A 19228-nucleotide genomic window follows, 5' to 3' on the forward strand; every position below is an offset into this window, starting at 1 on the left:
TTTCCTCCTAAATTGTTTGCATAATTTGAAATAGCGGCAGCAGAATGACAAGATAAGCTCCAATAATAGCCAAACCAAGCAGTCCGAAAAGGCACGGCTGTATGAAAGAAAATATTTTTTCAGTTCGTTCTTCCAACGAATTTAAACAGTAACGGCTGTAAAAAAGCCATTCTTCTTCCAGCTGGCCGTTTTCCTCACCATGCTCTGTTATACTTTTTAATTCTTCAGTAAGATAAGGAAGCTGAAGCAGCGTCTGGTGCATAGACTGACCTCTGCTTAACTCGTCTGAGATAAATTCTCCCATATAATGATAAAGTTTACGGTAAGGCTGCGATACAAACACGTTAAGCATTTCCTGAAATGACATTCCTCCTTTCATAAGGTAGGAAGCTTCTCTTGAAAATACATAGCTGTGATAATGCTGCACATAATAGCCAATAAAGGGAATTCCAGCTAATGTTGTCCATCTTTCATGAGAATCTTTAGTACGAAAATAATAAAAACACCAAGCGCCAAAAAGCAGACACAGCATAGCCACTCCTGCAACGATATATGGAAGCTGACTAAACATAGAAGATATGACGGATACCAGACCATTGGAATCTTGTCCAAGAGAGGAATAAAGTGTGGTAAATCGAGGGAGTAAATAAAGGTTCAGGACAGTTAAGATGACCAGAAACAAACAAAATAAAAATAAAGGATAGTGTAAAAGCTTTGCCAGCCGCCTTGTTTCTTTTCTTTTATGCTCCATAAGAACGGCTGTATCCGCTAAAGTAGCTTCCACATTTCCAAACCTCTCTGCAAAATATATATGCAGGCATACAAAAGACGGAAACCCCAGCTTCTTTAACGTGTCACTCAGAGAATGCCCGTTTAAAAAATCCTTTAAAACCTCATGGTGAATGGCTGATAAATTAACTTGCTGGCTCAGCAGCAAAAATTCGATTGCGCGATCTAATGGATAGCCGTTTCCTTTGAGTTCGCCCAGTTTTTTAAGGAAGGGCCCTTGATGCTTGGGCATGATGAGCAGGTTCTTCTTCCCTCCACCGAAAATACTCCTCCTCAGAGACATATCCTAATGCCACTCCTTTCAATAGCAATTTATTCATTGTGCTTCTTTCTTTTAGCGGGGCTGAATGATTAATGACGCCCGCAAGTTCTGTTCCTGTGATAATTTCCAGGATGGATGCCCGTCTTTGAGGCTGCATAGATTCAGTAAGCTTTACGAGCCGCTGGCCAGTTACTCCTAAAAGCGTTTGCTTCAATTCCTCCAGAGTAGTTCCCAGGTCGAGCATACGATAAATAGCTCCTTGTGCATTTTTCGCATGTAGCGTGGAAAGAACCAAATGACCGCTTAAAGCTGCACGGACCGCTATTTGAGCAGTTTCGGCATCTCTAATTTCACCGACAATTATAATATCCGGATCATGCCTCAATACTGCTTTTAAGCCTGCTGCATACGTAATACCTGCCCGTTCATTAATCTGCACTTGTAAAACATGGTCCTGCTTTCTTTCAATCGGGTCTTCAAGGGTGATGATGTTGCGGTTTAAGTGGGTTGCACAATATTGGATGAGGGAATACAAAGTCGTGGTTTTTCCGCTGCCGGTCGGTCCGGTAAATAAAATTAATCCATGAGAGTAACTCACAAGAGATAAAAGCTGCTGGGCGGGTTTTGAGAAAAGGGAAAGACGTTCAATCGGGAGTGAAAAGGTTTGTGGAAGCAGCCTTAGTACAAGGCTTTCTTTAAAGGAGGAAGCGGGAAGGGTTGATATCCTGAGTGCGACTAATTCTTCATTCACCATTACGGAAAAAGATCCGCTCTGCGGTCTTCGCTTATCCCCGATGTCAAGAGAGGATTTAAATTTAAAATGCGAGATCAAGCGGTCTCCCATTGAAGCAGATAATGATTTATACAGAACTAGTTCTCCTAAAATCCTGAAGTGAATCACTATTTCCTCCCCTCTGGGTATCATGTGAATGTCGGAGCAATTTCTGGTGTACGCTTCTTTTAGCAGATGAGCGGCAAAGCGCTCTGTACCAAAAGTCATCTTTTCACATCCTTTCATTTTGGTTCCATTTCACTATACAACATCCCTTCAAAAAATTCTATCTTTTTTTGAATTATCTGAAGAGAATAAATACCCAAAGGAAATACTACCCCCATAAAAAAAAAGAAAGGCTTTGGCCCTCCTTCGCTAGCTAGTCATCATTAATACCTCTTTCTTATTTGACAAACTTCTTAAACCCTCCGGATTATAGCCGACGATCATGTTGCTGCCATCAGTCAAAATTGGTCTCTTAAGTAATTTAGGATCTTCTATAATCAATTTAACAACATCAGATAATGGAAGATCTTCAACATCCTGAGTCAGGTTCTTAAACGACTGGCTTCTTGTAGCCAATATTTCATCCAGGCCTTCTGTCGTAAGAGAAAGAAGTTGAAGTAGTTCACTGTAGGAAGGAGTTTCTCTGAAAAGGTGACGCTCGTTAAATTCGACACCGTTATCTTTAAGCCACTTTTTTGTTTTCCTGCATGATGTACAGCTGGGGTACGTATAGAATGTTATTGGGTTCATTTTATTTCCTCCTCTTTTTTGTATAACTTTAGTATAACTTTTGTATCGTATTTGTATATATATTATTGTATACCACCTATACAAAGGATGTACACCTGTTTTACATAAAAATAATAAAAATAGTTATTTTCTTTTTTTGTTGTGTAAAAGCTTCAATAAATCGCAACAAATGTCGGAACCTGAATATCCTTGTATAAACGTGGTAAACTAGCAGCATCCGGTTTAAAGCTGATCAGTAATAGGTTACCTGTTAAAAATCACGTTATTGTCACAATCCAAAGTGATGTGTTATTTACATTTCAATATGCTATCCTATATAATAAGATCGATGGATTGTTCGTATAAAGGAGGGATTTGGATGGATAAGATGTATCGTGTCATGGGCTTCTGGACTGGAATTTTTTCTGTACTATTTTATGTTGGACATATGCCTAAGACATCATTGCTTTTCCTTGCCCAGACGGGATTTTTCATCCTACTAGGGTATTTGAAATTATCTGAACGTATGTATGTTTATGTTTTCTTTGTATACTTAACGCTTTTCTTTGCAGGTTTTACTTACTATACGACCTTCAAGATGCCGCTTAACGGACCGCTTTAATACAAAATAAGCCTCCAGCACATATGCTGGAGGCTTATTTTGTAGATCTGTGCCTCTATTAAAAACCATTCAAAAATGGATTAGAGTCCATCTCGCTGCGGATCGTGGTCACAGGGCCATGACCGGACAGCACATATGTATCTTCAGGAAGACTCAGGAGTTTTTCATGAATGCTTTTTAGCAGAAGATGGTGGTTGCCTCCTCTTAAATCTGTTCGGCCTATGCTCCCCTGAAATAGTGCATCGCCCGAAATGACAAGTTCTTCTTCTTTAAAGTACAGGCTTACACTTCCCGGTGAATGACCAGGTGTAAATAATAGCTCGAACGTCCAATGTTCGATAGCCACAGCGCCTTCTTCTGAAAAGGTTCGATCAGGATCTGCAGCTTGAATTAATGGAATTCCCGCAAAATGTGCAGATCCGTTTTTCTCCGGGTCTGAAAGCCATTTACGCTCGTTTTCATGCAAGTAAACTGGAATTTTGTATTCGTTCCGCAATGCATCTACTGCACCTATATGATCAAAGTGAGCGTGTGTCAATACAATGGCTGCAGGTTTTAATTTCTTTTTTTCAATAAATAATTTAACTTTGCCGGGCTCTTCTCCAGGATCCACTATTAAACAGCTGTTATTTTTATCATATAAAATATAAGCATTGGTTTGAAGAGGGCCTAAAGGCATTTGTATCCATTCCATTTTCATCACCTCACCGTTAGTGTATCACGTACGTATGAAATATTGACTTGATTTTACACATCATCACCAAAGTGTCACGATTAGTTCTCGACATTGCTCAGAAAAAAATATAAAATATAAGTAGAGTTTGCATATAAGCAGCACTATTAACGATCATACTTATAATGAGTGAATGGAATGAAAGGAGTGCATAGAAATGAACGGCTTAACAATTATCTTAGCATTAGTCACGATATTAGCTGTAATTGGAACGCTTTCTTCGTTCAAGGGCAAAAACATCATGGGTATTGCATTTGGTCTTGCAACACTCGGCGTTTTCGGATGGTTCACGATCATGACAATTGTTTATGATGGGTATCCGGTTTAATTGAAGCAGATTATGGCTTTTCTCATAAGCCAATAAGAAAAGAGTTGACTTTAAAAGTCAACTCTTTTCTTATTGTTCCATTCGATGCTGAACCGAAGCCATCTTATTCTGCATGGAATGATCATTATGGTCTCTTCTGTCATCAATACGTATATTTGTGGCAACACGTTCAATACCCTCATTAAAAGGGGATTCATGAATTTCTTTTACTACTTCAAACAAAAGAGCTAATTCACCTTCGATTAACGTGCTCATTGGCGTCAGCTCATACGTGATTTCACCTTCTGCTGCCCATTTAGCTAAAATTTTCTGTATGTTTGCTACGTAGCTGCTTACACTTGGAGTTACGGTTCCAATTGGTATTACTGTAATATCTATAATCGCCATTTATTCTATTTCCTCCTCATATATAATCAGCTGCTTCGTTTCTCCGTTATTCATGTTAACTGCATAGGACAGCTTGTGCCCAGTAAGACAATATGAACCATTAGGCGAACAGGCAAGAGGAGCATGATCAGCTGTTTGCTTAATTACTTTTTCCTCGCCTGTATGTAAATCCATTCGAACCATTGAAAATGTTTTTTCTCCAAATTCTGATACCCCTTTTGTATTCGGTTTAAACATGATCAATTCGTTCGTATGAGGGATGAAATCATGCTGAGGAATTACCCAGTCAGAAAACACTTTAAATCCAGGTATAAAAAATTGTGAAATTTCTTTGCCTGATTGACTGATTTTGTAATCGTACATATTCGTTTCGGCATTTACATAAACAGTAAGAAGGTATGGAGCCATAAAATCAAATGCCAAAATAGCAGGGTCAATCCGTTCTACTTTCTTATTTTGAATATAGAGCTCCATTAAAGCAGAAGCAGATTCAGAGCCTCCTTCTTTCCATTCTTGATACATGACAGAGTCCTTGGTCTTCCATTTGTAAAAAGGGGGAAGATTCTTTATTTCTTTCCAGCTGCTAGTACGGCTGTCAGCATGCCACACTTTGTATTCCCAATCTTCCTGAAAAACTGTAAATAAAATTTGAGATTCATTAAATGGATTCCAGTCATAAGTCAAGTCATATGAACGGATTTCCTTTTCCCAAATTTCTTCTCTGTTCTCCATATCCATGATGATAACTTTTGCGGTTTGACTATCTACTGCCAGGTGAAGCAGTAAAAATTTTTTAGCAGGACTGAGCGAAGCATTAACGATGATTCCATCGACTGAGGATAATTTATGTACGTCTCCTGTATTAATATCGTAGGATTTAATGCTTGCTTGCGACCCTTCCTGCTGAACAAAAAGAAAGGATTCATCGTTCTCCCAGTCCACTACTTTGTAAAAAGTCTTAGCAGGAAGAATAATCGGCGCCGCCTGCTTGTCCATATAATCTGGATTGTTTTTTATAGGCAGCGGCGATTCCGCAGCGTCACTTCTGCAACCAGATACGATCAAAAGGATGAACCCTATCATTACCATTACTCTTTGCACACAATCCTTCCTCCTATTCGCATCCGTATCCATCCGGCTTTCTAATAAGCATATACTTATCTGGACGAATGCGAAAGGTGAAAGTTTCCCATATTCCATGTTTTCTTTTACGTAATACCTTTTATACTTCGAATAAAGACAGGATTCATTGCGTTGTAAATTTCAGAAAACTGATCCAGCGGAAGAGGATTAACCCCTTTGCCCAGTTCGAATGTAAAACCTGGTTTTCTAAACTCCAAAATAAACCAATCTTTATAACCTGCGTGGCTATCTACATAGCGAACTGCCCTGTACCCGCTAATCTCGCTGAACACGGAGGCATAGAGCTGGGATATGGCTGGTTCAAGACCTTCATATCCCCAATAAAATTCAGCCCCCTGAGTGTGCAGCGCTATCATCATATCGAAAGGGATTTGATTTGCTAGTTCTGCCATGGCTTGTGATTCAGGCTGGTCAAGAGGAGCATTCCCCGGGAAGTCTCTGGGGGAAGGAGAGGTCACGTTTGTTCGTTCTTTTTCGAGCTCCCATCCTGCAGGAAATTGATCATTTAAATCTACACCGTTAATATTTGCTTTCCAGCCAGAGAAATCTTCCGATCCATTATTAATCGCGACTACAGACTCTTCATTCGCTTCGGTTGGTCCTTTCACCACTAAATCAACACCATCCGGGTTAACCATGCCGATTATATAAAGAGAACACTCACTATAGGTTTTAATTCTATCACTGTGGCTGTTGGACTCTGTATTGGTCAAATGCCATAAATGTTCATTAAGAAGTGACATTAAAATAGGAGACGTAATCCATTCATTTGCATGGAAGGAGGCATTCCATTGAACCCGGCGTGAGCCTTTTCCTACCCTGATCATATAAATTGGCTTGCCTTCTACAGAAGTTCCTATTTCCGTAATTGTTAAAAATGGATACGCAGATTTTAATTGGTTTATATCCTGCTCCAATTCATCGAATGCATATTCTTTTGAACGAATAAGGGGCTGATTTTCGAGGCGCACCGGAACCCGTAATATGCTTCCTATCTTAAGGTATTGCGGCTGTACCATTGGATTAACAAATAACAGCCTTTGTAAAGGTATTGAAAAGCGATTATGAAGGGTCCAGAAAGTATCTCCCGGCTGCACTGTATACTGCCATATCATATATCCAGGAATTTTCACCGTTTGGCCAATTGCTAACAGATTAGGATCGGTATCCGCATTCGAGTCTACAATTAAATCAAGTGGAACTGAAAATAGCTGAGAATACAATAGGAAGGTATCCCCCGCACGCACAATAATCTCCATAATCTCCCCCCTTGTTAAACTTTATTCTATCTGCAGAAATTAAGCACTTCAAAGTACAAAAAACGGGCTTCTCACAATGAGAAGCCCGAAACTTTAAGATATATATTATTCTTCAATTAACGTATCGTCTTCAATTAAACGGCCGTTTTCTGCGTCATAGAAACGAAGCAGATCACCGTATATTATTTCATCATTATAGGCCAGTTCTTCATCAGCTCGTTCTTTAAAAGGTGCGCAGGCTTCCATATCTGTTTCTTCGCCGGTTTCTTTATCCCAGCATGTTTCGCCCGCATACACAAGGTCTTCAGTAATAAACCTGCCATCTCTCAAGATAACAAAATCATCGTTTTCTTCAGAAAAAATGTTTTGACCAAATTGAATGGAATTACCTGTTTCAATACCCATCAGGTTTTGAATTGTAGGCTTTAAATCAATTTGTCCTGCAAGAGAATGATCGGTCGTACCAATCCCTGAACCTGGCACATGAATAAACATTGGCACTCGTTGAAGCTGAGTAGATTCAAAAGGAGTAATTTCCTTGTCCAAATACTGACCCATTGCGGTATTATGATTTTCTGAAATACCATAATGGTCACCATACATTACGATTACGGAATCTTCATACAGACCGGATTCTTTTAAAGAAGTAAAAAATTCTTTAATCGCTTCGTCGGTATACCGAACTGTTTGGAAGTAACGGTTTAACGTACCTGAATTTGAGTCATACTCGTCAATAAACTTATCTTCTTCATCCAAATAAAATGGATGGTGATTCGTCAAAGTAATCATCTTCGAATAAAATGGCTGGTCCATTTCTTTCATATGATCAACTGACTGCTGGAAAAACGGTATATCCTTCATTCCCCAGTTTACAGCTTCACCTTCCCCCACAGTGTAGTCAGGAAGAGAATAGTATCGATCATAGCCAAAATTTTCATACACGATGTCGCGGTTCCAGAAACTCTTATTGTTAGCATGCATCGCTGAAGTGAAATACCCTTCATTGTTTAAGCTGTCTGTCAACGTCTGAAATTCATTTCCGCTGTGAGTAAAGAAAACGGCTCCCCGTCCGAGCGGATATAATGAGTTATCCAACAGAAATTCAGAATCTGACGTTTTTCCTTGCTCAGTCTGGTGATAAAAATTATCCATATAAATCGTATCCTGGTCCTCTGTTAAAGAGTTCAGGAAAGGAGTAATAGTCTCCCCATTCATTTCATTATTAATGACAAAATTCTGGGTGGACTCCAATTTTACAACAATTAAGTTCTTACCTTCTGCGATTCCTTGAAATTGATCGGCAGAGTTGGTTTGTTTCGTTTCAACGTAATTATTAACATCTACAAGCTCGCTGCTATCTGCCAGAGCTCTCTGTGCTGACTGCTTGGACTGCAAATAAATATCATATAGATGATAATTATATGTCCCGATATTCTTTACCAGCATTTCTCTGTCAAATGTTCTTGTCAGCAATTGCGGGCGTTCTGTTTCAGCAAGTCCTAAATTAAAGAAGAATGTAGCGATCGCCACAAGAAAATAAGCTCTTCTGTTGATTTTGGTTGTTTCTCTGAATCCAATAAATGCAGGCTTCAGTTTAACGATTGCAATCAGCAATAAAACGTCAATGAAGTACAAAGCATCTGTCCAGTAAACATTTTCAAGTGCACTTCCGCCTAAGTCGCCAAAGTTGCTTGTCTGAAACAGTACAGGAAGTGTGATAAAGTCATTAAAGAAACGGTAGAACACCATATTCGCAAAAAGAATAAGTGTAAGGACAGCTGAAGTCGCTATCACGTATATGTTTCTATTTTTCTCTTTTTTAATAAATAATGCTACACCAAAAATTAAAAGCAAAAAGCTTAGCGGGTTAATAAATAATATTATTGCCTGCATCATGTTATCGATTTGAATGCTAAACGCTGCATAATAAGACACATAGGTCTTAATCCATAAGAACGCAATGGCTATAATGACAAGAGAAAGCTTTGGCATTGACCATTTTTTGTTCATTCTCTTTCCTCCTCAAACAGTACGTAATTAGAATATTCTTCAATTAATTTCAAATATGTGGATGATAACTTCAGGTAAGTCATTATAATACCTCTATTTCTTCATAATTGCAAATCAATCTTTACACAACTTTAAGATCTTATTTACATTTCCACCTTTATAGACGTATTAAACCTGTAAAAGTTTCACTTTATGAGAAATTCATTAATATTTCCTTAATAAATAGCCGATCATCGCTCTATGACAACAATTATTCATTATACATAAAAAAGCTGCCATTTCAAGAATGACAGCTTGGATCAGTATCGTATGAAAGTATTAAAATATAAATACTTATTTTCAAGAGGTGAATATAGGAAATCATTTGTTTGAATAGTCTCAGCTGTTAATGTTTATATTTAATCAGCCAGGCAGCACCAATTACACCTGCATCATTGCCTAATGTTGCTACTTCTATCGTTGTAGATTCCGCAACAGTTGGAAATGCATATTCTTTAAACTTGGCTCTTAAAGGCTTTAACAGAGTGTCACCTGCATGAGATACGCCTCCACCAATCACAATCTTTTCGGGATTCAGTGCGCTCCCAAGGTTTGCCAGAGACAATCCCAGATAAAAAGTCAATTTATCTACAATTCTAAGAGCAGCCTGATCTTCTTTTTGAGCGGCTTCAAAGATTGCTTTCGCTGTTAAACGTCCCTGCTCATGGAGAATATCCCTTAAAACAGAAGGCTCATCATTCTGGTTAAGTTCATCCGTTGCCAGACGAATAACCCCTGTTGCAGATGCTACGGTTTCAAGGCAGCCATATTTTCCGCAGTTACAATAATAACCGTCCACTGGTACTGCCGTAATATGGCCGATCTCTCCCGCTGCTCCTTTGATTCCATGTGCAATATCGCCATTAACGATAACGCCGCCTCCTACACCTGTCCCTAATGTAACGCAAATCACATCTCTCGCACCGTCACCAGCGCCTTTCCACATCTCGCCAAGCGCTGCCACATTTGCATCATTTTCAATTACAACTGGCAGATCTGTTAAAGCTTGAAGTTCATCGCGTAAAGCAACCGGTTTCTCCCAGCCAATATTAACTGCTGTATAAAGAATTCCAGTCTGCATATTTACAGGTCCCGGAGCTCCTACACCTATCCCTAAAATGCTGGAAGGGTCAATGGACCTTTCCGTTATCTTGCTTTTTATAGCAGCTGCAATATCAGGAATGATTTGAATTCCGTTATTTTTAGTATTGGTGGAAATGACCCACTTTTCCATTATGTCTCCACTTTCCTGGATTAATGCCATTTTTACTGTTGTACCGCCTATATCCACACCTATAATCAATTTTTCCATCTTTATCGATCACCTGTCCGTCCAGAATTATTTTCATGTTGAATTTCACTTCTTAAAAGCAGGACTGCTTTTTGGAATTCCTGAATATTAATGAGATTGGAATGATAAAGCTCCTTTATTTCAACTTCCATCATTTCTAAATTCGTCTTGCGGTCTCCTATGTAAACAAATATGCCAAAACGCTTTAATAGCTGCTGCACATCCAAAATTGTTGCCAGGTCCATTTTAAAACTGTCCCCCGTTCAAAGATCTCATCAACAAGTATAATCGATTAAAACCACAACCTCAATAGCAATGCACGAAAGGGTACTGAAAGAGATCAACGTTCATCTTTTAACCTGTTGACCAACTCCTCATAGGGTTCATGCTCCGATTCAATGGATAAGGCTGCCTCTGCATGAGTCATTGCTTTTTCGCTGTCACCCATTTCCAAATACACCAATGCAAGGTTGTAGTGTGCCTCATGAAAATGACCGCGGCCATCTATTGCTTTTTCAAGATTAACTTTCCCATCTTCATAGTTCTCTTCCTGTAATTGAATAAATGCCAGCAGAAAGTAGGTTTCTGGTGTAGCTTCTCCGATTTTCTCCAAAGCGGACAGATGCCCATAGGCCATCTCGAGTTCTCCGTTTTTTATACTTTCCTGAGCAAGAGCGTTAACTGACATTGGATCTTTTTGAACGAATGATCCATTTAACCCTGCATAAACCGAAAGAGAAACCCATAAGAGTACAGTCAAAAAATAAAGAACTTTTTTTGCTGCATTCTTCTCATTTGGCAGTGAAACAAAACCGGCAGCGAGAAAACCTCCAACTAATCCTCCTATGTGAGCAGCATTATCTATACCGGGAATGGTAAAACCAAAGGCGAGATTAATTCCTATGACAACTAAAACGTTTGTACCCATTGTTCTGAAGAATATTTTGGTATGACGCAGTCCAAAGTAAAGAAGCGCTCCAAAACATCCAAATATCGCTCCGCTTGCTCCTGCTGATATCGCAAAAGAAAATACATAGCTCATTAGTGAACCTGTAAATCCGGCGGTCATATATAGTATAAGAAGGCGCCACCCGCCAAAAATCCTCTCAATCAGAGGTCCCAAATAAAAAAGAGCAAGTGTATTCATAAATAAATGCAGAAATCCAATATGAAGAAACATTGGTGTGATGAGTCTATACCATTCCCCTTCAGTAATCAGCGGGTTATACTTAGCTCCAAAATCGATTAACGTCTGGGTATTAGTGCTTCCACCATTTCTTTCTAGTAAATAGAAGATAATTAAATGAACAGCAATTAGCAAGTAGCTCCAAATAGGCTTTGAAGCATTAAATAACTCCTGCTCCTTTTTTTTCTGCTCTTTCACATGCTCCTGTACTAATCTTTTAAATATGTGGGCGTGCTCAATAACCTCTAGTTCATGATTAGCTTCTTCAGGGCTGGATCTAAACAATAGGTGATTATCCCCTGTCGAAACACTATCAGTAATTGGCGTTACAGTTACCGTACGAACAGTAATCCTTTCATTCTTTTCCACGAAATTCTCTTCTGTATTCCATTTTTCATTTTCACTCTCAGAGAAATGAAAAAATAAACAGTTTTCAATTGTGAGCTTGCGTTTTTTTAGGTGTTTTCGTATTTCCTCTGACTTGGCAAACAAAGAGGACATATCTTTTTGAAGAAATTCATTTAAGCTCTCTTTCGTTGTCAGCAATGAGCCGGAATAGTAAAGCCTGACTATTGCAGAGTCTTTCGCATCCCCACTCTCAAGCCATATTTCGTTGTGGTTGGGAGAAAGACTGATAAGGCGATACTGCTGGATCATAAGTAAGTAATAAGCTGCATGCCAAAACTCTTTATATGCTTTTTCAATCAATTAGCTCACTTCTTTCCGCTGCAACCATTGGTCTTATAACTATATCGAATGACTGGAAAAGATGTAAAGAAAGAATGCCTGCTCATTTCTGGTATCCCTTCCCAAAAGCAAATGACTCTCCGATGACGAGATCAACAGGCTGATCATGGGGTTCTATCGGAACACTTTCTATCAGCTGTTCATCAAAACATAAAGAAACAGTTGCCCCTTTGTAGTGCTGTAAATACCGGTCGTAATATCCGCCGCCATAACCAAGTCTGTATCCTTCCTTAGTATAAGCAATTCCAGGGACAATCATGAGATCGATTTGATCAGATGCAGTGGTCTCAAGTGAGTCTATCGGTTCAAGCAGTCCAAAAAACGAAGGCTCCACTTCAGTAAAACTTTGAATTTTGTAAAAACACATACTTCTGTCAACGCGCTGACATTTCGGGACAGAAACCATTTTTTCTTCCTCCCAGGCACGTCTGATAATAGAGAACGTATCGACTTCAGGAAATCGGGAAATTGTAATGCCAATGCTTTTTGATTGTTTCCAATCATTTGTTTGATATAAATTTTCTTGAATGCCTTTTGAACGGCTTTGTATGGATTCATTACTATTTTTTTTTAAGATCGAACTCATTTGCTTTCTTAGTTCTTGTTTACTCATCTTATTCCTCCCTCTTCATATGCATCTGGACAATTAAAAAATGCCAGAAACGTTGAATACAACATTTCTGGCAACTGTAAAACATTATTTAGTCTCGCGGTGAAGAGTCACTTTCTTCAAACGTGGACTATATTTTTTAAGTTCAATACGATCTGGGTTGTTACGCTTGTTCTTCGTAGTGATGTAATTACGATCACCAGTCTCAGTGCAAGCAAGTGTAATGTTTACACGCATGTCTTATCCCTCCAAACATTCAAATGCTAATTTAGCTATTCGATTTCATACGACTTTTCAATAATACCACTATTAAAATAAAAAATCTATACTGAAGAACCCAATTCATAAAATTAATTGTTGATAAATAATGATACATATTTTTAAAACTAATCACACGAACGAATAGGCTCATGTTACAATATTGTACGTATTCATATGGGGGTGAAACTATGCAGACAGCCGCTTTAATCGTCGCGGGAATTGTCATTTTGTTACTTGTACTGTCATTTTTTATTAAAGACCGTTCAAAATCAAACGAACAGGAAATTGAAGATTTATCCATGAACCTTTATCAGGAAATATCTCAGCTTAAAAAAAGAATAAAAGTACTTGAAGAGGAGCTGATGGTCGATACAAAATTTATTCCATCAAAAAAAGCTCCGTCAGCACCAAAAACGGTTCAAAAGAAACCGATCAATGAAATTATTGTAAATCAGGTACTTTCTTTACATAAGCAAGGCGTGTCCACTGATCAGATTATAACTTTGTCTTCTCTTCCAAAAGAAGAAGTACAATCCATTATTCAATCAAGAAAGTGAGGAAATAAAAATGGATCGAAGCACCATACGGGCTTTGGCTGCAGGAATGCTCGCAGGAGGGTTTATTATGTTTGCTGCGAGTTTATACTTTACTGATGAAGATCAGCAGACTTCAGCTTCCGCCAGCGCAGATTCGGCAAATACAGTAACATTAACCAAAGAGGAACATGATTCTCTCAATGCTCAGATCAAAGAGTGGGAAAACAGAGTAATTGAGCTTAGCAAATCTAAAGAAGCATCTGGCGAATCAAATGCAGCCCCCGCCACTACTCGATTCATCTTAACTATTGAGCCTGGAATGACCTCTCCTGAAATTAGTCAGGAACTTGAAGAATTTGAGATTATCGAAGAAGCTTCAAAACTGGATGAGTACCTGAACGAGCAGCAATTAACAGAAAACATTCAAATTGGTAAATATGATGTGAACTCTTCTCTTTCAATAGAAGAAATTGCTGAATTAATTACAAGATAAGATTTTTTCTTGTTTCATCATTTGGATTCTAAGATCCAAGCGTCCGCACGACTTCTCTTCACTTCTACAAAAACAATAACAGCACAAACCATTTCCTTGGTTTGTGCTGTTATTGTTAGTATGTTTCCGCAGGGACGAGGGCTAGAGCCTTATTATCCTGTTGGTGCCGCCACTTTCAACTCCGCTCACCTCTTACTACTATACTTTGCCTCATTTTTTTCTTTTCAGCTATAACCCAATTCCTTGATAAGTACATTTCCATTTTGAAGGACTCGCACAGCTTTATTCTACATATTTCCTTTTCTTCGAAGCCCCAAGTCTCTTTGATCAGTAACTGATTCCACTAAATTTAATGGCACTATTCACAACAAACGGTGGCTTATACACAATCATTTCGATGTGCCAGTTAATACAGCAGATAAAAAACCCCTGACAAAAATGATTGTCAGGGGTTTAAACTTTTTATGAAGCTAATATTATTTATTCAGTTCATATCTCGTACCTTTTACAAGGTAAAAAATATTTTCTGAAATATTCGTCACATGATCAGCTGCTCTTTCTAGATATCTGCAAATAAATGAAAGCTGCGTAATTTGAGACAATTTTTCAGGTTTGTTTGCACTAATGCTTAACAGGTCCTGAATCGTCTGACCATATAACGAATCAACCTTGTCATCCATATCGGCAATTTGCTTTGCTTTCACTATATCCTCATCTATGAAGGCTTCAAGAACAAGTGCGATCATTCTAGACGTCTCCAGATGCATTTCATGAATATGTTCAATTGGCTTAACAAATGGATCATCACCGATTCGAATAGTAGATTTTGCAATATTCACTGCAAAATCAGCGATTCTTTCTAAGTCAGCAGCAATTTTAATCGCTACAATGACTCTTCTTAAATCAGTCGCTACCGGCTGTTGTTTTGCAATAAGCAGAATAGCCTGGTCATTAATTTCTTCTTCGATTCTGTTTGCTTTAATATCTTCATCCATAATAAGCAAAGAATCTTCAATATCATGGTTTTCTAGGGCTTTCAGAGACCGGTCCAGTGCTTTTTGAGCAAACGTTCCCAGCTCTACGATTTTTCGATTCAATTCTGCAAGATCCGCTTCATATCTTTCTCTAACAGACATCTAAATTCCTCCCCAATTCTTTTTACTGGATTTTATTATCCAAAACGACCAGAAATGTAATCTTCCGTCCGCTTGTCAGTTGGGTTGGAGAAGATTTTATCTGTTTGATCAAATTCAACTACTTCCCCATTTAAAAAGAATGCAGTTTTATCTGAAATACGTGCAGCTTGCTGCATATTATGGGTAACAATTATGATACTGTATTCTTTTTTCAGCTCCTGAACTAGCTCTTCTACTTTTAAAGTTGAAATTGGATCAAGAGCTGAAGTAGGCTCGTCCATTAAAATAACATCCGGTTCAATCGCAAGACACCTTGCAATGCAGATCCTTTGCTGCTGTCCACCTGATAGGCTGTATGCATTCTCGCCTAAACGATCCTTAACTTCATCCCAAATCGCTGCGCCGCGCAGACTCTTTTCAACGATTTGATCAAGTATTTTTTTGTTTTTTATCCCATGTATACGGGGACCATAAGCAATATTGTCATAGATTGATTTAGGAAAAGGATTTGGTTTTTGAAAGACCATTCCAACCTTTGTACGCAATTCCTCTACCTTATAACCTTTTTCAAGAATATTCTTTCCACGATAAATGATTTCACCTGATGTTTTCACAGAAGGAATCGTTTCTGTCATACGGTTAAGTGTTTTGATATATGTGGATTTCCCACATCCTGAAGGCCCGATAATCGCTGTAACTTCGTTTTCTTTAATATCTAAATCAATATTTTTCAATGCATGATTAGTGTCATACCATAAGTTAAGCTGATTGGACTGATAAACAGAACCTCTGCTTGCAGATTCTTTCTTTTTTTCTGGTACTTGTATCTTCGGTTTCACTGTCGTTGTCATAGGAAAAGCTCCCTTCATCCTCTTTAATAATTAATATCTTTTCTGATATTTATTACGAATAAATACAGCAATTGAATTCATGATAATTAGCAGCGTCATCAGTACGATGATCCCCGCGGCCGCTACATCATGGAAAGCAACCTGTGGACGTTTCGTCCAGTCAAAGATTTGCATTGGCAAAGCGGTAAACGTACTCATAATGCTATCTGGGGTAAACATCAATATTGTTGGAATTCCCAATACTACAAGCGGTGCTGTTTCGCCAATAGCTCTTGATAAAGCCAGAATGCTTCCTGTCAGTATCCCCGGAATGGCTGCAGGCAATACTATACGCAAGATGGTCTGCCATTTTGTAGCGCCCATGGCATAGGAAGCATCCCTTAGTTCTTTCGGTACAGATCGTATAGCTTCCTGAGCCGCAACTATGATAATCGGCAGTATCAACAAACTCATGGTAAGACCCGCTGCTAAAATCGAGATTCCCAGTCCAAAGAAACGGGCGAAGATTGTCAATCCAAGTAATCCGAACACTACGGACGGCACTCCAGCCAAATTTGAAATATTAATGCGGATAAAATTTGTTAGTTTATTTTTCTTTGCATACTCTTCTAAATAAACCGCTGTTCCTACACCTAAAAACATTGAAATAGGAGCTACCACAAGCATCAGGTAAATCGACCCTAGAATGGCTGCCTTTATTCCGGAATTCTCTGGGACCCTAGACGCGAAACTCGTGAAAAATTCCAGGCTCAGATACTCACTTCCTTGAGTGACAATGCGATAAAGCAGGATTGCCAGTACAATTAATCCAAACATCGTTGCTGCTAAAAATATGCTTTTCAGCACTTTATTTTTTAATAAGCGGCTATTCGTCTTTTTCGCTACAGATTCATGATTAATGTAATTCATTTTAATACTCCTCTCTAAAGCGCTTGGAGATATATTGTGCAAGCATGTTCATGATCAGGGTGAAAATGAACAACGTAAATCCAACAGCATAAATACTGTAGTAAATCGTTGTACCAAACCCAGCATCACCAGTAGTAACTTGAACGATATATGCTGTCATGGTTTGAATAGAACCTGTAAGGTCACCATCAAACCTTGGAGTTGATCCTGCTGCCACCGCTACAATCATCGTTTCACCAATTGCCCTTGAAATTGCCAGAACGGTTGAAGCGACAATTCCGGATATCGCTGCAGGAAGAACTATTTTTAAAGCGACTTCAAGCTTAGTGGAGCCGAGGGCGTATGCCCCATCCCTCATAGAATTGGGAACTGAATTCATTGCATCTTCAGAAAGAGATGCAATCATTGGAATGATCATAATTCCGACTACTATCCCAGGACTGATCGCATTAAAAATGCTTACCTCAGGGGAAATGGATCGTAAAATCGGCGTAACGAATGTTAGAGCGAAAAAACCATACACGATGGTCGGAACACCGGCAAGCACTTCTAAAATCGGCTTAATAACTTTTCTTGCACGAAGGCTCGCATACTCACTCAAATAAATGGCAGTGGCAATACCTATCGGCACTGCTACCACAACTGCAATCCCGGTAATTTTCAATGTACCTATCACTAATGGCAGAACCCCATAGGTTGGCGTAGAATTTGCAAATGGATACCATTCGGTTCCTGTAATAAAGCCCCAAAACGGAACACGAGTGAAAAAAATGTAAGTTTCTACGATCAGTGTAGCCAGTATACCTATCGTTGTCAAAACAGAAACAATAGCAATTGCCAGCAATAACTTCGGCATTAGTTTTTCAACGAATGACAAGAGACCCCGATTGCTTTTTTGCGCAATCATTTCCTGTACATTTAATGTTGAATTTGATTCCTTCATCGACATGTGAAAACCCTCCTATATCCGAAAGACACAATGAGAGGAGAAGCGTGAATCTCACGCTCCTCTTCTCCATCCATTATTTATTTTAAAGATTCAATTGTTTCCATATCTTCATCGTATACATCTTGTGGAGCACGAACATATCCTACAGCTTCTGCAAGGTCTCCTGCATTTTCAATTGCGAAAGTAATGAAGTCTGCTGCAGCAGGATTTTCGCCAATTTCAGCATTGCTTACATACGTGAACAATGGACGTGATAACGGTGCATATTCACCAGATTCGATTGTTTCGTTATTTGGCTCTACCGGCCCGTCTCCATTGTCGATTGGAACGACTTTTAGAGTATCTTGATTTTCAAGGTAGTAAGCATATCCAAAGTAACCAATAGCATTTGGTGAACCAAGTACGCCTTGTACAAGTACGTTATCATCTTCTGAAAGAGTAGCTGAACGTACGATATCTTCATCTTCTAGAATAACTTCATTCCAGTAGTCATACGTACCTGAGTCTGTACCTGGTGAATAATACTCGATTGGCTCTTCAGGCCATCCTTCACGGATATCAGCCCATGTTTTTTCTTCGCCATCTTCAACCCACATTGCTTTTAATTCTTCAACTGTTAAATGATCCACCCAGTCGTTTTCTGAATTTACTACTACAGATAGCCCGTCATAGCCAAGCTCTACTTCTGTATATTCAATTCCAGCTTCTTCTAAACCAGCAGCTTCTTCGTCTTTAATTGGACGTGAGGCATTTGAAAATGCAGTCTCACCTGCGATGAATTTTTCAAATCCTCCGCCTGTTCCGGATACTCCGGATGATACCTGCACTCCAGGCTGTGCTCCAGCATATTCTTCAACAATTGCCTCCATAATCGGGGCTACTGTAGATGATCCATCTCCTGTTACTTGGCCTTCCATTTCTCCATCTTCGCCAGAAGTATCAGATTCAGCGTCTTCATTTTCTGAAGTTTCTACGTCAGTAGCTTCTCCATCTGTACCGTTTGTCGCTTCCTCTTCTTCTCCGCCGCAAGCAGCCAAGAAAATTGCTGACCCCAGCATAGTTGTCATTGCCAAGTACTTAAAACTTTTCATACTGTAATTCCTCCTAAAGTGTTGGTTGATTTGTCCTACAGGTAATACAATACTAGGAGACTATTAAGTAGATATAAATCAAATGTAAA

Annotated in this window: 22 protein-coding genes; 4 read left to right on the forward strand and 18 right to left on the reverse strand. The window is 38.9% G+C overall.

The features are described from left to right. Positions 1-7 precede the first annotated feature (7 nt). From comGB to ACQCT8_RS05385, 3 genes are all read right to left on the reverse strand, one after another. On the reverse strand, positions 8-1021 hold the full coding sequence (comGB, locus tag ACQCT8_RS05375) for a competence type IV pilus assembly protein ComGB (protein WP_426869179.1): 1014 nt from the start codon (positions 1019-1021) through the stop codon (positions 8-10). Further along, complete coding sequence (gene comGA / locus ACQCT8_RS05380; RefSeq protein ID WP_426869181.1) at positions 993-2051, reverse strand: competence type IV pilus ATPase ComGA; 1059 nt, start codon at positions 2049-2051, stop codon at positions 993-995. The genes comGB and comGA overlap by 29 nt, the downstream gene beginning before the upstream one ends. A gap of 147 nt (positions 2052-2198) precedes the next feature. Further along, entirely contained in the window at positions 2199-2579 is a 381-nt protein-coding gene (locus ACQCT8_RS05385; RefSeq protein WP_426869183.1) for a Spx/MgsR family RNA polymerase-binding regulatory protein, read from the reverse strand. 358 nt (positions 2580-2937) lie between these two features. Between ACQCT8_RS05385 and ACQCT8_RS05390 the strand changes: the two genes are divergently transcribed. Next, on the forward strand, positions 2938-3180 hold the full coding sequence (locus ACQCT8_RS05390) for a DUF2626 domain-containing protein (protein ID WP_278239490.1): 243 nt from the start codon (positions 2938-2940) through the stop codon (positions 3178-3180). 58 nt (positions 3181-3238) lie between these two features. On the opposite strand, the gene ACQCT8_RS05395 is transcribed toward ACQCT8_RS05390, so the two are convergent. Beyond that, a complete protein-coding gene (locus ACQCT8_RS05395) occupies positions 3239-3874 on the reverse strand; it encodes an MBL fold metallo-hydrolase (RefSeq protein WP_426869185.1) in 636 nt (211 codons plus the stop codon). 196 nt (positions 3875-4070) lie between these two features. Here ACQCT8_RS05395 and ACQCT8_RS05400 point away from each other — a divergent pair, with 196 nt between their 5' ends. Continuing rightward, positions 4071-4241 carry a DUF2759 domain-containing protein gene (locus ACQCT8_RS05400; protein ID WP_041059290.1) on the forward strand — a complete coding sequence of 57 codons (171 nt, stop codon included), beginning with the start codon at positions 4071-4073 and terminating at the stop codon, positions 4239-4241. Positions 4242-4310: 69 nt separating this feature from the next. Here the strand turns inward: ACQCT8_RS05400 and ACQCT8_RS05405 are convergent, their stop codons facing one another. The 9 genes from ACQCT8_RS05405 to rpmG all read right to left on the reverse strand — a co-directional run bounded on the left by ACQCT8_RS05405 (position 4311) and on the right by rpmG (position 13150). After that, positions 4311-4628 (reverse strand): MTH1187 family thiamine-binding protein, encoded by a 318-nt coding sequence (locus tag ACQCT8_RS05405; RefSeq protein WP_426869187.1) that lies wholly within the window; start codon positions 4626-4628, stop codon positions 4311-4313. Continuing rightward, complete coding sequence (locus ACQCT8_RS05410) at positions 4629-5729, reverse strand: hypothetical protein (RefSeq protein ID WP_426869189.1); 1101 nt, start codon at positions 5727-5729, stop codon at positions 4629-4631. 107 nt (positions 5730-5836) lie between these two features. Then, on the reverse strand, positions 5837-7030 hold the full coding sequence (locus ACQCT8_RS05415) for a M14 family metallopeptidase (protein WP_426869191.1): 1194 nt from the start codon (positions 7028-7030) through the stop codon (positions 5837-5839). A 105-nt stretch (positions 7031-7135) separates the two neighbouring features. Beyond that, positions 7136-9040 (reverse strand): LTA synthase family protein, encoded by a 1905-nt coding sequence (locus ACQCT8_RS05420; protein ID WP_426869193.1) that lies wholly within the window; start codon positions 9038-9040, stop codon positions 7136-7138. Between the two features lie 385 nt (positions 9041-9425). After that, positions 9426-10391: an ROK family glucokinase gene (locus ACQCT8_RS05425; protein WP_426869195.1), complete on the reverse strand. Its 966-nt coding sequence runs from the start codon at positions 10389-10391 to the stop codon at positions 9426-9428. Positions 10392-10393: 2 nt separating this feature from the next. Further along, complete coding sequence (locus ACQCT8_RS05430) at positions 10394-10609, reverse strand: YqgQ family protein (RefSeq protein ID WP_426869863.1); 216 nt, start codon at positions 10607-10609, stop codon at positions 10394-10396. 101 nt (positions 10610-10710) lie between these two features. Next, complete coding sequence (locus ACQCT8_RS05435) at positions 10711-12264, reverse strand: rhomboid family intramembrane serine protease (protein WP_426869197.1); 1554 nt, start codon at positions 12262-12264, stop codon at positions 10711-10713. 82 nt (positions 12265-12346) lie between these two features. Next, positions 12347-12916, reverse strand: a complete 570-nt coding sequence (locus tag ACQCT8_RS05440; RefSeq protein ID WP_426869199.1) for a 5-formyltetrahydrofolate cyclo-ligase — start codon at positions 12914-12916, stop codon at positions 12347-12349. Between the two features lie 84 nt (positions 12917-13000). Then, complete coding sequence (gene rpmG / locus ACQCT8_RS05445; RefSeq protein ID WP_039809691.1) at positions 13001-13150, reverse strand: 50S ribosomal protein L33; 150 nt, start codon at positions 13148-13150, stop codon at positions 13001-13003. Positions 13151-13362: 212 nt separating this feature from the next. On the opposite strand from rpmG, the gene ACQCT8_RS05450 reads away from it, so the two are divergent. Continuing rightward, positions 13363-13731, forward strand: a complete 369-nt coding sequence (locus ACQCT8_RS05450; RefSeq protein WP_426869202.1) for a hypothetical protein — start codon at positions 13363-13365, stop codon at positions 13729-13731. Between the two features lie 10 nt (positions 13732-13741). Continuing rightward, positions 13742-14203 carry a hypothetical protein gene (locus ACQCT8_RS05455; protein ID WP_426869204.1) on the forward strand — a complete coding sequence of 154 codons (462 nt, stop codon included), beginning with the start codon at positions 13742-13744 and terminating at the stop codon, positions 14201-14203. A gap of 476 nt (positions 14204-14679) precedes the next feature. Here ACQCT8_RS05455 and phoU read toward each other — a convergent pair whose 3' ends face one another. The 5 genes from phoU to ACQCT8_RS05480 all read right to left on the reverse strand — a co-directional run bounded on the left by phoU (position 14680) and on the right by ACQCT8_RS05480 (position 19139). Beyond that, entirely contained in the window at positions 14680-15339 is a 660-nt protein-coding gene (phoU, locus tag ACQCT8_RS05460; RefSeq protein WP_426869206.1) for a phosphate signaling complex protein PhoU, read from the reverse strand. Between the two features lie 35 nt (positions 15340-15374). Continuing rightward, positions 15375-16190, reverse strand: coding sequence for a phosphate ABC transporter ATP-binding protein PstB (pstB, locus tag ACQCT8_RS05465; RefSeq protein ID WP_426869208.1), 816 nt, complete (start codon positions 16188-16190; stop codon positions 15375-15377). A 30-nt stretch (positions 16191-16220) separates the two neighbouring features. Next, positions 16221-17099, reverse strand: coding sequence for a phosphate ABC transporter permease PstA (pstA, locus tag ACQCT8_RS05470; RefSeq protein WP_426869210.1), 879 nt, complete (start codon positions 17097-17099; stop codon positions 16221-16223). A gap of 1 nt (position 17100) precedes the next feature. Beyond that, entirely contained in the window at positions 17101-18048 is a 948-nt protein-coding gene (gene pstC / locus ACQCT8_RS05475; RefSeq protein WP_426869212.1) for a phosphate ABC transporter permease subunit PstC, read from the reverse strand. A gap of 77 nt (positions 18049-18125) precedes the next feature. Then, complete coding sequence (locus ACQCT8_RS05480; RefSeq protein ID WP_426869214.1) at positions 18126-19139, reverse strand: PstS family phosphate ABC transporter substrate-binding protein; 1014 nt, start codon at positions 19137-19139, stop codon at positions 18126-18128. Between the last annotated feature and the right edge of the window lie 89 nt (positions 19140-19228).

The organism is Jeotgalibacillus proteolyticus, assembly GCF_050107735.1.
GTDB classification, from domain to species: domain Bacteria; phylum Bacillota; class Bacilli; order Bacillales; family Jeotgalibacillaceae; genus Jeotgalibacillus; species Jeotgalibacillus proteolyticus_A.